The sequence below is a fragment of the Ectorhizobium quercum genome, assembly GCF_026552795.1.
In the GTDB taxonomy this organism is placed as follows: Bacteria; Pseudomonadota; Alphaproteobacteria; order Rhizobiales; family Rhizobiaceae; genus Ectorhizobium; species Ectorhizobium quercum.
The window spans coordinates 131,160-144,935 of sequence record NZ_JANFPI010000005.1; the positions used below are offsets into that span (position 1 = coordinate 131,160).

Here is a 13,776-nt window from a genome sequence, read left to right on the forward strand (position 1 = left end):
CAAAGGAGAACACATCATGGACGTGCGCCCGAGCGATATCGAGAGTCTAGAAGAGAAGGTCAAAAAGCTTTCCTACGAGAAGTATTTGCCAAATCTTCGACTTTCAAACGTGCGAAGCTTCACAAACCAAACGATCAATTTCGACTTTCCAGTTACCGCAATCATTGGCACGAATGGCGGCGGAAAATCTACCATTCTCGGTGCTGCTGCCCTTGCCTACAAGGACGTCAAGCCCGGTGAATTTTTTCCAAAGTCTAATATCGGTGACACCAGCATGGCAAACTGGCGCATTGACTATGACATTATTGATCGGAAAATGAATAAGACTGGACGGATACAGAGAAATGCTCGTTTCGTGTCCGCCAAATGGCGGCGCGATACAGTTATGGAACGCAATGTGGTTGTGATTCCAATCCAGCGAACCGTTCCAGCTAACGAGCAGACAAAGTTCAAGCAGTTCGTCGGCATTGCGAAGAACACCGAGATCGTCAAAACTCCGATTGATGAAGCGGTAATAGGCTACGTTAGCCGTATTCTTGGTAAAGATGCGAAGAATTACGAACGCGTATCGCTTAAATCCGATCCACTAAAGAATATCCTTATTGGGATGCATCAAAAAAACGACTACTCACAATTCCACTTTGGGGCCGGCGAGGCGTCGATTATCGAAATGGTGTCGCGCATTGAGGGAGCGACTGATAACTCACTTATTCTGATTGAGGAGATCGAGAACGGGCTTCATCCGTTGGCGACGCGAAAGATGGTCGAATATCTGTTTGATGTCGCAACGCGAAAGAAAGCTCAAATTATCTTCACGACTCATTCGGAATACGCACTCGACGTTTTGCCGCCGAAGGCGATTTGGGCATGCATTGACGGCACGGCCTATCAGGGCAAGCTTACAATTGAAAGTCTGCGGGCGCTCAAAGGCACAGTTTCCCAGAATGCGGCGATTTTCGTAGAAGACGATTTCGCCAAAGATCTTGTAGAGGAAATGTTACGGCAATATGCACGCGACATTTTTGATCAAGTACGAGTGCACAAGGCTGGTGGATATCCGTTTGTTGTTGAGGTATTAAAGCACCACAACGCAAATCCTACGGTCACTGCGCAAGCGGTAGCTGTTATCGATGGCGATAACCCTCCACTCAACGAACCCAACGATGATGTAATTGAACTACCTGACGGCACACCGGAATCAATTGTCTTTGGTTTCATCCACGACAATGCGGAGTCGATGGCCGCCTTTGTGCAGCAGCGGTGCCAGTGTCCGTCTGTTACGCAAGATGGCATTGTCTCTGCAATAAAATCGGTCAAAATTGACACAACCGACCCGCATCTTTATTTTATTAAATTAGGGGAAAAACTTGGTTTTATTTCCGAAATTATTATTAGAAGAGGTTTTAGTTCAATATACGTTGAGAAAAACAATGATATTCTCAAACCTAAAATCGATGCGATCCGTGCTCGCTTAAAAATGGAGAGACCGGCTGTCATGTAACCTTCCACATTATGTTTCTACACGCTGCCTTCGGAAGCGAGCCTGTCGCCTGCGTTGCCGAGCGGGCAGCTTTCCAGCGACAGGCAGCCGCAGCCGATGCAATGGTCGAGTTGATCGCGAAGGCGCACGAGCCGCGCTATCCGGTCCTCGAGAGCGGCGCGCCAGACCTCGGACGCCGCCTGCCAGTCGGCCCGGCCGACCGCCCTGCCCTGCGGCACCTGGTCCAGCATAGCCCGGATCTCGGCCAGCGACAGGCCGAGCGACTGCGCGATGCGGATGACGGCGACGCGGTGCAGCTCGCGCCGGTCATAGCGGCGATGCCCCGCCGGCGTCCGGGTGCTGCGGATCAGCCCCTCCGCCTCGTAATAATGCAGCGCCGAGACGGCGATCCCCGCACGTGCCGCCATCTGGCCGACCGTCAGTTCGGCGGAGGAATTTTTCCGGCCGGATTGCGACATGGCTCTTGACCTCAAGTTGACTTGAGAATGCAGAGTGCAGCCGAATGAACCGGAAAGGCAAGGGCTCGACGATGAACGAAACGACACTGGACGCCAGATACGACGATCCCGCTCGATGAACGGCGCGCCGCTCACCCGCTTCATCGCCGCAAGCGGCCTGACGAATCTCGCGGACGGGATCGCCACGATAGCCTGGGCGTGGACGGCTTCGCTCATCACCCGCGACCCGCTGCTGATCGCGCTGGTGGCGATCGCCCTGCGGCTGCCCTGGGCGATCTTCGCCCTGCCGGCCGGGATCATGACGGACAGGACCGACCGGCGGAAACTGATCCTGCGGATGGATGTGCTGCGCGCCGCGGCTTTCGGCGTCGCCGCACTGGTGCTCTGGGCGGCGACGCCCCTGCCCGCGCCGCCGGAAACCGGCCTCGCATCGCCATTGGCCTTCGCCGTTCTGACCCTGGCGGCTCTGGTCGTCGGCGCGGCCGAGGTCTTTCGCGACAACGCCGCCCAGACCATGCTTCCCGGGCTCGTCCCGCATGCGCGGCTCGAAGCGGCCAACGGCAGGCTGTGGAGCGTCGAACTGACGGGCAACGCCCTCGTCGGCCCGCCGCTCGGGGCGGCGATGATCGCGCTTGCGCTATCCCTGCCCTTTGCCGCCAACACGGTTTTCTATGCCACTGCGGCGCTGGTCGTGGCCGGCATCGCCGGAAACTTTCAGCCCGGCCGGACGACGGAACGGAACTGGCGTGCCGAACTGGCCGAGGGTATCGCCTTCCTGCGCGACGCCCCGCTGCTGCGGCTGCTTGCCTGGCTGACCGGCTTCTGGAACCTGTTCTTCCAGATGGTGATGATCGCACTGATCCTGCATGTGCAGGACAATCTCGGCCTTTCCTCCGCCGCCTACGGGTTGATCCTCGCCGCCGGGGCCGTGGGCGGGATCGCCGGCGGGCTGCTGGGAGAGCGGATCGTGCGCCTTATAGGCCCTGGACCCGCCGCGCAATGGATGCTGCTCGCATCCGTTCCCGCTTTCATCGGCATTGCGCTGGCGCCCGGCGCCGTGTCGCTGGCGATTGTCCTGGCGCTGTTCGAGTTTACGGGACTGGTCTGGAACACGGTGTCCGTCTCGACGCGCCAGCGGATGATTCCCGATCATCTCCTCGGCCGGGTCAACAGCGTCTATCGCCTGCTGGCCTGGGGAATGATGCCGCTCGGTCTGCTGCTGTCGGGACTGATCGTCCGCGGGCTGGACGGGATGGTGCCGCGCGAGACGGCTCTGGTCGCGCCCTTCTGGGTCGCGGCGGCCGGCATCCTGCTCGTCGCGCTGGCCGGCTGGCGTGCGCTCGGGGTCGGATTTGCCCGCCATGCGGGAGAGACCGAGGGCCCATGACGGCCGGCGCTGCCGGATATTTCGGCGTGAGCGGAGCGGTGCGCCGCTCAGTTGCGGGCGTTTCTCGGGGCCGGGCCGGAATCGAAGCCGATATAGACCTTGGCGTTCTGCGCCGAACTGGCCGGGATCGTCACGTCGGGCTTCTGGAACAGGAACTGGCCGGACAGGGAATCCGCCGGTATGGCGGCCGGATAGGAGACGAGCTGCGAATAGATCTGCTCTTCCAACTGCATGGCGTTGGTCTCGGTGACGGTGATGCGGACTGGCAGCGAAACCGTGGAGGCCGACCCGGCGGGACCCGCGACGATCCGGCCCTGCGCCAGGACGTTGATGGTCATCTGGTTGCCGTCCGTCGTACAGGAGCGTGTCGTATCCGCGAAGGCCGCCTGGTAGACGAGCTTCGTCGGATCGCCGTCGCCGCCCCGGGCATAGACGCGATGGGAGGCCGTTGCGTCGCGCATGAAGATCTGCGGGCACGTCGCCTGAACCACGACGGAATTGACGGACGCTCCCTGCCGGAGGTCCGACGCCTGCCCCTGCGGGGCCGTATCGGAAAGGGAGGAGGAGGAATTACAGCCTGCCAGAAGGCCGAGAAGCGTAAAGGAAACCACTGCGCACGATACTTTGGACAACACGGAAACCCGACCCTTTAGCATTCAGGCGTCACCCGCCTGTCACATCCGACGTTACGGGCCTTTCCTGACCCATGCCGATGGTCTATATCAGCGGCGCACTGAAAAATCGAGGGTAAGCCGCACGAAGGTTCCATTTTCGCCGGGGAGTGTGAAAATCGAGGCCGGGCCGGTTTCCTCCGCCAAAAATTCGGGAAGACGCCGTGGATTATATTTCGACCAGGGGCGAGGCACCTGTCCTCTCATTTTCGGACGCATTGCTGGCGGGGCTGGCCCGCGACGGGGGCCTCTACGTTCCCCGCGAATGGCCGCAGTTCACGAAACGCGAGATCCGCGCGCTGCGCGGCAAGTCCTATCAGGACATCGCCTTCACCGTGCTGTCACCCTTCGTCGGCGACGAGATCGCGCCGGAAAAATTCCGCGCGATGATCGACGAGGCCTATGCCACCTTCCGCCATCCGGCGGTGGTGCCGCTCGTCCAGACCGGGCCGAATTCCTTCATTCTCGAGCTGTTCCACGGCACGACGCTCGCCTTCAAGGACGTGGCGATGCAGCTTCTCGCCCGGCTCATGGACCATGCGCTGGAAAAGAACGGCGCGCGCGCGACCATCGTCGGCGCGACCTCCGGCGACACCGGCGGCGCGGCTATCGACGCCTTTGCCGGCCGTTCACGCACCGATGTCTTCATCCTCTTCCCGGAGGGCAAGGTCTCGCCGGTGCAGCAGCGCCAGATGACCACGACCGCCGCCGAAAACGTCCATGCGCTGGCCGTAAAGGGCAATTTCGACGATTGCCAGAACCTGGTGAAAGCCATGTTCAACGACGGGGCCTTCCGCGACCGCGTCCGCCTGTCCGGCGTCAACTCGATCAACTGGGCGCGGATCATGGCCCAGATCGTCTATTACTTCACCTCGGCCCTCGCGCTCGGCGCGCCGGACCGCAAGGTCTCCTACACCGTGCCGACCGGCAATTTCGGCGACATCTTCGCCGGCTATGCGGCAAAGCGCATGGGCCTTCCCATCGGCAGGCTGGTGATCGCCACCAACGAGAACGACATTCTCGCCCGCACGCTGAGAACCGGGCGCTACGAAATGAAATCGGTGAAGGCCACCACCTCGCCCTCGATGGACATCCAGATCTCGTCCAACTTCGAGCGCCTGCTGTTCGAAACGTCGGGGCGCGACGCCGCCGGCGTCCGCGCCGCGATGGCCGGCCTCAAGCAATCCGGCAGCTTCGAGATCGAGCCCGGCACGCTGAAGGCCATCCGCCGCGACTTCCGCGCCGCCCGGGCCAGCGAGAAGCAGGTGGCGGAGACGATCCGCACCACGCTTGCCGACGCCGGCTATCTTGCCGATCCACATACGGCCATCGGCCTGTTCGTGGCGAAGAAGTTCGAAAAGCCGGACAGCCCGATGGTGACGCTTTCGACCGCCCATCCCGCCAAGTTCCCGGCCGCCGTCAGGAAGGCGAGCGGCGTCGATCCGGGCCTGCCCGTCTGGCTCGGCGACCTCATGGAACGGCCGGAACGGTTCGACATTCTCGACAACGACATCCGCAGCGTCGAAACCCATATCGGCGGTCTGACACGAGCAGGACGAAACTGATGGACCAGGCAACCGCTGCGAACCCGAACATCAACTGTACGCGCCTTCCCTCCGGCCTGACGGTCGTGACCGAGCGGATGCCGCATCTGGAAAGCGCGGCGCTCGGTGTGTGGGTGCGATCCGGCTCGCGCGACGAGACGGCGAACGAGCACGGGCTCGCCCATCTTCTCGAACACATGGCCTTCAAGGGAACGAAGCGGCGCAACGCCCGGCAGATCGCCGAGGAGATCGAGAACGCCGGCGGCGAACTCAATGCCGCCACCTCGACGGAAACCACCTCCTATTATGCCCGCGTGCTGAAGGAGGACGTGCCGCTCGCCGTCGACATCCTCGCCGACATCCTGACCGAATCGACCTTCGACGAGGACGAACTCGTCCGCGAGAAGAACGTCATCCTCCAGGAAATCGGCGCCGCCGACGACATGCCCGACGACGTGGTGTTCGACCATTTCTCGGCGACGGCCTTCAAGGACCAGACGCTTGGCCGCTCCATCCTCGGAACGCCGGAGACGGTCAACGGCTTCACGACCGGCGACCTGCGCGCCTATCTTTCCCGCAACTACACGACCGACCGGATGTATGTCGTCGGCGCCGGCGCCATCGATCACGACGCCTTCGTCCGGCAGGTCGAGGAGCGGTTCGCCGCCCTGCCGACCGGGACGGACGCCACGGCCGAGATCGAGAAGGCGCGCTACACCGGCGGCGACAGCCGCGAGGAGCGCGACCTGATGGACGCGCAGGTGCTGATCGGCTTCGAGGGCATCGCCTACCACGCGCGCGACTTCTACGCCTCGCAGATCCTCGCCAACATCCTTGGCGGCGGCATGTCCTCCCGGCTCTTCCAGGAAGTGCGGGAAAAACGCGGCCTGTGCTATTCGGTCTACGCCTTCCACTGGTCCTTCTCGGACAGCGGCATCTTCGGCGTCCATGCCGCCACGGGCGAGGACGACCTGGCCGAGCTGGTCGAGGTGATCGCCGTCGAACTGGCGCGCGCCGCCGACAGCATCGGCCAGGAAGAGATCGACCGCGCCCGCGCTCAGACCCGCGCCCAACTTCTGATGGCGCAGGAAAGCCCCGTTGCCCGGGCCGGGCAGATCGCCCGGCAGGCGATCCTCTACGGCCGCACCATCCCCAACCAGGAAATCCTCGACCGGCTGGCCGCGATCACGCCCGACCGGCTGACGGATCTGGCCGGACGGCTGTTCTTCTCGGGCAACCCGACGGTCTCCGCCATCGGGCCGCTCGGCAAACTGGCGGGACCGTCCGATATACTCTCTTCACTTTCGCGCGCGAAAGCGTAATTTCAGGCCAAGGCGCGCTCGAAGAAGCCGCGAGTCAAATCTATGCAGTGCCTGCCGCGCATCCAGAACCGCGAGCGGTGCGGCAGCGGGAGGTTGGATGAATGGCGAGATCGGTCTTCCGCTTTCTGTCGCGGCAGCCGGACTATCCTGAACTCGCAGACGGCACCCTTGTCCTGCGGTTGCCCGATTACGGCGACTTCAGGCAATGGCACCGTCTACGCCACGCCAGCCGTGCCTTCCTCCAGCCCTGGGAGCCGACATGGCGCAGCGACGAACTGACCGAGGCCAGTTTCCGCGTGCGCGTCAGCCGCAACCGGCAGGAATACGCCTCCGGGCTTTCCGTACCGCTCTTCATCTTCGACAGCCGCGACATGACGCTGCTCGGCGGCATCACCATCGGCCATATCCGCAAGGGCGCGGCGCAGAATTGCATGATCGGATACTGGATGGGTGCGGTTCATGCGGGCAAAGGTCATATGTTCGCCGCAGTTCGGCTCGTAATACCTTACATCTTCGAGGGTCTCCGGTTGCACAGGATCGAAGCAGCCTGTATTCCGGATAACGAAAGAAGCATAAGACTTTTGGAGAAGTCTGGTTTCGAACGGGAAGGTCTTTTGCGCAAATATCTGAAAATAAACGGCGAGTGGCGCGACCACCTGATGTTTTCCCTGATTGCGGAAAACGACCGCCAAGACGGGCGAAGCGCCTCCTCATGATGGCGCGTCGGTTTCAGGCCGCCCTGAACGGCAGGGGCCTTGCGGCCCTCTTCCTGCTGGCCGCAGCCCTCGTCATGGCGCTTGCCGCCGCGCGCCCGGCATTCGCCGTGGAGCCGGTGAAGATTTCGCGCGAGGACACCGCGCTGAACCTGACGGCGACCACCGAGGTCTATGCCAACCAGGGCGAGGCGTTCCAGGTCTCCACCGCCGCCGGCGCCGACGGCATCCGTCGCCGCATCGAGGTGCGCTCGGCGACAGAGGACCATCACGGCGACTGGGCCGTCTTCGCGCTCGCCAACGTTTCCGACGAGCAGCTCGAACGGGTGATCGTCGCGCCGCATTTCCGTCTCGTCGGCTCGAAACTGTTCTGGCCGGACCTCGGCTCGCAGCGCGTCAGCGCCATCACCCCGTCCGAGGGCTTCGCGCTCGACCGGCTGCCCAGCCCCGATTCCGATGTGTTCCGCATCACGCTGAACCCCGGCTCCGTCATCACCTTCGTCGCCGAACTGTCCTCGCCCGACCTGCCGCAGCTCTACCTGTGGGAGCCTGACGCCTACAAGGACACGGTTAACTCGCTCACGCTCTATCGCGGCATCGTGCTGGGCATTTCCGGCCTTCTGGCCATGTTCCTGACGATCCTCTTCGTCGTGAAGGGCACCTCCATGCTGCCGGCCGCCGCGGCGCTGGCATGGGCAGTGCTGGCCTATGTCTGCATCGACTTCGGCTTTCTCGAAAAGCTCATCAGCATCACCTCCGGCGACCAGAAGATATGGCGGGCCTCGGCCGAGGTGGCGCTGGCCTCCAGCCTGGTGATCCTGCTCTTCACCTATCTGAACCTGAACCGCTGGCACACGCATCTTTCCTACGTCACCTTCGCGTGGATCATCGGGCTGGCGCTGCTGTTCGGCGTGGCAATCTACGACCCGTCCATCGCCGCCGGCATCGCGCGCCTGTCCTTCGCGCTGACGGCCACCGCCGGCATCGTGCTGATCGTCTATCTCGGTTTCAACCGCTACGACCGCGCCATCCTGCTGGTGCCGGCCTGGGCGCTCATCCTCGTGTGGCTGTTCGGCGCCTGGCTGACGGTGACGGGCCGGCTCGACAACGACATCATCCAGCCGGCGCTCGGCGGCGGCCTCGTGCTGATCGTGCTGCTCATCGGCTTCACCGTGATGCAGCACGCGTTTGCCGGCGGCGCCTATTCGCAGGGGCTGTTCTCCGATCTCGAGCGGCAGGCGCTGGCGCTGACCGGCTCCGGCGACACCGTGTTCGACTGGGACGTGGCGCGTGACCGGGTGGTGACGACGCCGGACATTTCCGGCCGCCTCGGCCTGGAGCCCGGCACCATGCACGGCCCCGTGCGCAACTGGGTGCCGCGCCTTCACCCCGACGACCGCGACCGCTTCCGCGCCACGCTGGACGTGCTGCTGGAACACCGCAAGGGCCGGCTCAACCACGAATTCCGCATCCGCGCCGAGGACGGCCATTTCCACTGGCTGAAGATCCGCGCCCGGCCGGTGGTCGGCGCAACCGGCGAGGTCATCCGCTGCGTCGGCACCATCATCGACGTGACCGAGCAGAAGAACTCCATCGACCGGCTGCTGGCCGATGCGCTGCACGACAACCTGACCGGCCTGCCGAACCGCCAGCTCTTCCTCGACCGCCTGCAATCGGTCATCGCCATCGCTCCGTCGAGCGGCGTCAAGCCGACCGTCATGTCCATCGACATCGACCGCTACAAGCACGTCAACGACGCGCTCGGCATCGCGGCGGGCGACAATATCCTGATCGCGCTGACGCGCCGCCTGCGCCGCCTGCTGCGCCCGCAGGACACGCTGGCCCGGCTTTCCGGCGACCAGTTCGGCCTGATCCTCGTATCGGAAAACGACCCCGTGAAGGTCGCGGATTTCGCCGACGCGATCTCCAAGGCGATCATGGTGCCGATCAACTTCGCCGGCCGCGAGATCATCCTGACGGCCTCCATCGGGCTAGCCTCCTTCGTCGACCAGCAGGCGCATGCCAGCGACCTTCTGGCCGATGCGGAACTGGCCATGTACCGTGCCAAGCGGGCCGGCGGAAACCGGGTGGAGCCGTTCCGCCCGGCCTTCCGCAACACCGGCGCCGACCGTCTCCAGCTCGAGACCGACCTGCGGCGCGCGCTCGACCGGCGCGAACTGTCGATGGTCTACCAGCCGATCATCCGCCTTTCGGACGGCGAGATCGCCGGTTTCGAGGCGCTGATGCGCTGGGAACACCCCAAGCGCGGCCAGATCCCGCCGATCGAATTCGTTCCGATCGCCGAACTGTCCGGCATGATCGGCGCGCTCGGCGCCTTCGCCCTGGAACGGGCCTGCACCGACCTGATGTCGTGGGAGAACCAGACCGGCGAACTGCCGATCTTCCTGTCGGTTAACGTTTCCAGCGCCCAGTTGCTCAACAGCGAACTGTGCACCGACGTGCGCTCGGCGCTGTCGAAGACCCAGTGCAAGCCCGAGCGGCTGAAGCTGGAGCTGACCGAAAGCGTGGTGATGGAAAACCCCGAACAGGCCCGCCTCGTGCTCGACAAGCTCAAGGAAATGGGACTTTCCCTAGCGCTCGACGATTTCGGCACCGGCTATTCGTCGCTCGCCTATCTCACCCGCTTCCCCTTCGACACGATCAAGCTGGACAAGGCGCTGCTCAACGACGACATGGGCGAAAAGCGCGGCATCATGCTGCGTTCGGTGATTTCGATGGCGCGGGAAATGAAGATGCAGGTCGTGGCGGAAGGCATCGAGGCGCCCGAGGACGTGGCCGATCTCGCCCGCATGGGCTGCGACTACGGACAGAGCTTCCTGTTCGGCGCGCCGATGAGCCCGGATTCGATCCTCAGGCTTCTGAAGGAACGCTTCCTGCAACAGAAGCGCGCCTGAGCGCCGGCGCCGGTCGGGCTCTGTTGTCCTAGACGGGGCCGAGCTTCGCCCGGCTTCTTCCGGCTCCCGGCGGGCTGCTGTACGCCGCCCGCCATATTCAAATCCGATGCGTCATGCCGCCTGGACCGGCAGGGTCGCGGCATTCGCCTGCCCCTGCACGAGCTGGTGGATATATTCGAGCTTCGCCGTGACCGCCGGCGTCAGCACGAAGGGGTAGATGTCGCCCTCGCCCAGACTGCGCTGAATCGAATTGATGGCGACGGAGAGCGGCACCCAGGCGGCGACGAGCTGCGCGGCGCTGGTCGCCCGGTAAGGATCGAAGGCGACCTCGACGGCCATTTCCTCATGGCCGCGCGGATCGATGGCGATCCCGAAGGCATGGGCGGTTTCCAGCGTATCGGCGATGTGGAGATAATGCGCGAAGCATTCCGCGAAATCCTCCCAGGGATGGGTCGTCGCGTAGGAGGAGATATAGGTCTGCTGCCAGCCGAGCGGCGGGCCGTTTTCGTAATGATACTGGAGCGCGGCGGCGTAGTCCTGCCGCTCGTCGCCGAAGACGGCTCGGCATTCCTCCAGCCGTCCGACGTCGCGCACCAGTTTGTTCCAGATGAAATGGCCGACCTCGTGGCGGAAATGGCCGAGCATGGTGCGATAGGGCTCGTCCATGTTCTCCTTGGCGGCCACACGCACCGCGTCGTCGGCCTCGGCCGCACGGATGGCGATCCGCCCTTCGTCATGCAGCGTCATCGCCGCGACGGTGTTGCCGTTGTCGTCGATCTGGTCCTCCAGCAGGTCGAAGACCAGCCCGCCCTGCGGGTCCTCCATGCGCGTCGGATGCGGCAGGTTCAGCTTTAGGATCGAATAGAACAGGTGCCGCTGCGCCTGGCCGATGCGCCGCCAGCGGTCCAGCCCCTGCGGCGTATCCGTGTTGGGAACGAGACGGTTATGCCGGCAGGCGAGGCAGAAGCCGTCCGTTCCACCGACAGGCACCGTCCAGTTGCAGATATCGGCGGCGGCGTTGGCGCACATCAGAAGCGGCGCGGCCTGCGGCTCGTTCACCGGTCGCAAGGCCCCGTCATCGCCCTGTTCGAGCGCGTGCATTGCCAGACGCTCGGGAACAAAGCCGAGATTGTGGCCGCAATTGACGCAGGACCGATTGTCGAAATGAATTGTATGACCGCAGGCATCGCAGGCGAACAATCTCATGGCGATCTCCAGTATCGAAGAAGACGGAAATGAAACCGGAATACGGTAACGCCGCCGGCTTTCGCACACCCGCAAGGCCGTAGGGGAGCGGCCTTGGGGTGCGAGAGCCGGCGGCGGAACCCGCCGAAGCGGGGGAACTGTTACAGACGGTCGACCGCGTTCTTCAACGTGTCCTTCGCCTTGCCGGTGGCGACCTGGGCCTTGCCCTTGCCTTCCTGCACAGCGCCCTTGGCCTGGAGCTTGGGATTGTCGGTCGCCTTGCCGACGGCCTTCTTGGTCTTGCCCGCCACTTCGTTGGCGGTACCCTTGATCTTGTCGGAGGTGCTACCCATCGCTGTGTTTCTCCTCTGTTCGTTCCATCGCGTTATGCGATGGTCGAAAGGAGAACGCGGCAGATTCGATTTGGTTCCGGGCCCTCGCGGGATCAGGCGTGGCCGGCCTCGCGCGACAGCATCGCGGGGTTGATACCCAGAAGCGCCAGCGCCTGATCGTACTTCGCCTCCAGCGGCGTGTCGAAGATCAACCGCTCATCGGCCGGGCAGGTCAGCCAGCCGTTGGACGAGATCTCGCGTTCCAGCTGCCCCGGACCCCAGCCGGAATAGCCGAGCAGCATGGCGGCCTTGCGCGGCCCCCTGCCGCCCGAAATGGCGCGGACGATGTCGAGCGTGGCGGTCAGCGAAATCTCGTCGCTGACGGGAATGGACGACTCGCTGGAATAGTCGTCGCTGTGCAGGACGAAACCGCGCCCGGTCTCCACCGGACCGCCGCTCTGGATCGGGAACCGCCGGGCGCTTTCCGGCAGGCGGATCGCCTCGTCGTCCCCCACCATGTCGAGATGCAGCAGGACATCCGTAAAGCTCAATGCCTGGGAGCGGTTGATGATGAAGCCCATAGCGCCTTCCTGCGTATGGGCGCAGATATAGACGACGGCACGCGAGAAATTGTGATCCTCCATGCTGGGCATGGCGATCAGGAAATGGCCGTCGAGAAAACCGCGCTCTCTCTTGTCCACAAGCGTCGACAGGGTCATCCATGCCTCCGTTCGGGCCGCGGCCTGGCCTCAGGCGGCTTCGTGACCCGTTCATGCAGGATGCGGCATCCGGCAGCGTCAATCAACCCGAATCAACGGAAAATGATCGGCCGGCATGCCGCGGAGACTGGAGAGCGGCGCGGCGATGCGCTAAAGCCGCGGCATGAAAACAACGATGCGCGCGCTCACTCTCCTCGTTTCCTTCCTCCTGTTTCCCGCCCTTGCGGATGCGGGCATCTCCGGCTGGGCGGAAAATCCCGGTGCGCGCATGCGCATCGTCGTCCTGCCGCCGGACGCCGACGGCCACATCCGCGGCGCGCTCGAAATCGAGCCGACGGCGGGCTGGATCACCTACTGGCGCGAGCCGGGCGATGCGGGGACGCCGCCGCAGATCACGATCGCGCCGGAAAGCGGGCTCTCGCTCGACGCCCTGCGCTTTCCGCCGCCCAAGACCTTCCGGCAGAACGGCGTGCGCGACATCGGTTACGACGGGCCCGTCGCCCTGCCCTTCACCCTCAAGGGAAACGCGAAGACCGGAACGCTCAAGGCCAGCGCCTTCATCGGCATCTGCAAGGAAATCTGCATTCCCTTCCAGGCCGAGTTCGAGGTGCCGCTGCAAGGGGCGGGCAGCGAGGCGGAGGCCGTGGTGCAAAAGGCCGAGGCCCGCCTGCCCGAAGCGCCTTCGGCCGACTTCTTCGCTAGCAAGCCGCGCATCGGCGCGGACGGCCGGACCGTGACCGTTCCCGTCCGCCTGCCCGAGGCCGGGGACTGGCCCGCCTTCTACCTGACCGGCCCGGAAGGCTACGTCTATCTCGACCCCTCGCTCGAACAGGGGGGCAAGTCCGACACCTACGCGATCTTCCGCGTCGAGGAACTTCCGCGCGGCTACACGCTTTCGGGCAAGACGTGGACGCTTCTTGCCGTCTCCGGCCAGCGCGCGATGGAAACGCCGCTTGTTTTTGACTGACGTCAACCTATAGTCCCTTGAGAGCAAAGCGCGGCTTCCCGGCCGCGCTCCAATCGAGGAGA

The 13,776-nt window shown here is 63.7% G+C and carries 12 protein-coding genes; 7 read left to right on the forward strand and 5 right to left on the reverse strand.

Annotated elements, in window-relative coordinates; all coding sequences use genetic code 11:
* The first annotated feature begins 16 nt into the window (after positions 1–16).
* Positions 17–1,501 carry an ATP-dependent nuclease gene (locus NOF55_RS15730; RefSeq protein ID WP_306410145.1) on the forward strand — a complete coding sequence of 495 codons (1,485 nt, stop codon included), beginning with the start codon at positions 17–19 and terminating at the stop codon, positions 1,499–1,501.
* A gap of 17 nt (positions 1,502–1,518) precedes the next feature.
* Here the strand turns inward: NOF55_RS15730 and soxR are convergent, their stop codons facing one another.
* Positions 1,519–1,959, reverse strand: a complete 441-nt coding sequence (gene soxR / locus NOF55_RS15735) for a redox-sensitive transcriptional activator SoxR (protein ID WP_306410144.1) — start codon at positions 1,957–1,959, stop codon at positions 1,519–1,521.
* Positions 1,960–1,993: 34 nt separating this feature from the next.
* Between soxR and NOF55_RS15740 the strand changes: the two genes are divergently transcribed.
* Positions 1,994–3,346, forward strand: coding sequence for an MFS transporter (locus NOF55_RS15740; protein ID WP_306410143.1), 1,353 nt, complete (start codon positions 1,994–1,996; stop codon positions 3,344–3,346).
* 47 nt (positions 3,347–3,393) lie between these two features.
* Here NOF55_RS15740 and NOF55_RS15745 read toward each other — a convergent pair whose 3' ends face one another.
* On the reverse strand, positions 3,394–3,957 hold the full coding sequence (locus NOF55_RS15745; protein WP_306410142.1) for a hypothetical protein: 564 nt from the start codon (positions 3,955–3,957) through the stop codon (positions 3,394–3,396).
* A gap of 224 nt (positions 3,958–4,181) precedes the next feature.
* Between NOF55_RS15745 and thrC the strand changes: the two genes are divergently transcribed.
* The 4 genes from thrC to NOF55_RS15765 all read left to right on the forward strand — a co-directional run bounded on the left by thrC (position 4,182) and on the right by NOF55_RS15765 (position 10,511).
* Positions 4,182–5,582, forward strand: coding sequence for a threonine synthase (thrC, locus tag NOF55_RS15750; protein ID WP_306410141.1), 1,401 nt, complete (start codon positions 4,182–4,184; stop codon positions 5,580–5,582).
* Positions 5,582–6,883 (forward strand): M16 family metallopeptidase, encoded by a 1,302-nt coding sequence (locus tag NOF55_RS15755; protein WP_306410140.1) that lies wholly within the window; start codon positions 5,582–5,584, stop codon positions 6,881–6,883. Before thrC ends, NOF55_RS15755 begins: the two co-directional genes overlap by 1 nt.
* A gap of 101 nt (positions 6,884–6,984) precedes the next feature.
* Positions 6,985–7,599, forward strand: coding sequence for a GNAT family N-acetyltransferase (locus NOF55_RS15760; RefSeq protein ID WP_306410139.1), 615 nt, complete (start codon positions 6,985–6,987; stop codon positions 7,597–7,599).
* On the forward strand, positions 7,599–10,511 hold the full coding sequence (locus NOF55_RS15765) for an EAL domain-containing protein (protein ID WP_370868926.1): 2,913 nt from the start codon (positions 7,599–7,601) through the stop codon (positions 10,509–10,511). Before NOF55_RS15760 ends, NOF55_RS15765 begins: the two co-directional genes overlap by 1 nt.
* 111 nt (positions 10,512–10,622) lie before the next feature.
* Here the strand turns inward: NOF55_RS15765 and NOF55_RS15770 are convergent, their stop codons facing one another.
* The 3 genes from NOF55_RS15770 to NOF55_RS15780 form a co-directional block, all read right to left on the reverse strand.
* Entirely contained in the window at positions 10,623–11,717 is a 1,095-nt protein-coding gene (locus NOF55_RS15770; protein WP_306410137.1) for a zinc-binding metallopeptidase family protein, read from the reverse strand.
* A 140-nt stretch (positions 11,718–11,857) separates the two neighbouring features.
* Positions 11,858–12,049 (reverse strand): CsbD family protein, encoded by a 192-nt coding sequence (locus NOF55_RS15775; protein WP_306410136.1) that lies wholly within the window; start codon positions 12,047–12,049, stop codon positions 11,858–11,860.
* Positions 12,050–12,141: 92 nt separating this feature from the next.
* Positions 12,142–12,747, reverse strand: a complete 606-nt coding sequence (locus NOF55_RS15780) for a YqgE/AlgH family protein (RefSeq protein WP_306410135.1) — start codon at positions 12,745–12,747, stop codon at positions 12,142–12,144.
* A gap of 175 nt (positions 12,748–12,922) precedes the next feature.
* Here NOF55_RS15780 and NOF55_RS15785 point away from each other — a divergent pair, with 175 nt between their 5' ends.
* Positions 12,923–13,714, forward strand: a complete 792-nt coding sequence (locus NOF55_RS15785) for a protein-disulfide reductase DsbD domain-containing protein (RefSeq protein ID WP_306410134.1) — start codon at positions 12,923–12,925, stop codon at positions 13,712–13,714.
* Positions 13,715–13,776 lie beyond the last annotated feature (62 nt).

What these genes read in the sequence shown, in the direction of transcription:
- NOF55_RS15730 (WP_306410145.1), top strand. Translation starts at nt 17, where the DNA reads ATGGACGTGCGCCCGAGCGATATCGAGAGTCTAGAAGAGAAGGTCAAA.
- soxR (WP_306410144.1), bottom strand. Translation starts at nt 1,959, where the DNA reads ATGTCGCAATCCGGCCGGAAAAATTCCTCCGCCGAACTGACGGTCGGC.
- NOF55_RS15755 (WP_306410140.1), top strand. Translation starts at nt 5,582, where the DNA reads ATGGACCAGGCAACCGCTGCGAACCCGAACATCAACTGTACGCGCCTT.
- NOF55_RS15760 (WP_306410139.1), top strand. Translation starts at nt 6,985, where the DNA reads ATGGCGAGATCGGTCTTCCGCTTTCTGTCGCGGCAGCCGGACTATCCT.
- NOF55_RS15765 (WP_370868926.1), top strand. Translation starts at nt 7,599, where the DNA reads ATGGCGCGTCGGTTTCAGGCCGCCCTGAACGGCAGGGGCCTTGCGGCC.
- NOF55_RS15770 (WP_306410137.1), bottom strand. Translation starts at nt 11,717, where the DNA reads ATGAGATTGTTCGCCTGCGATGCCTGCGGTCATACAATTCATTTCGAC.
- NOF55_RS15775 (WP_306410136.1), bottom strand. Translation starts at nt 12,049, where the DNA reads ATGGGTAGCACCTCCGACAAGATCAAGGGTACCGCCAACGAAGTGGCG.
- NOF55_RS15780 (WP_306410135.1), bottom strand. Translation starts at nt 12,747, where the DNA reads ATGACCCTGTCGACGCTTGTGGACAAGAGAGAGCGCGGTTTTCTCGAC.
- NOF55_RS15785 (WP_306410134.1), top strand. Translation starts at nt 12,923, where the DNA reads ATGCGCGCGCTCACTCTCCTCGTTTCCTTCCTCCTGTTTCCCGCCCTT.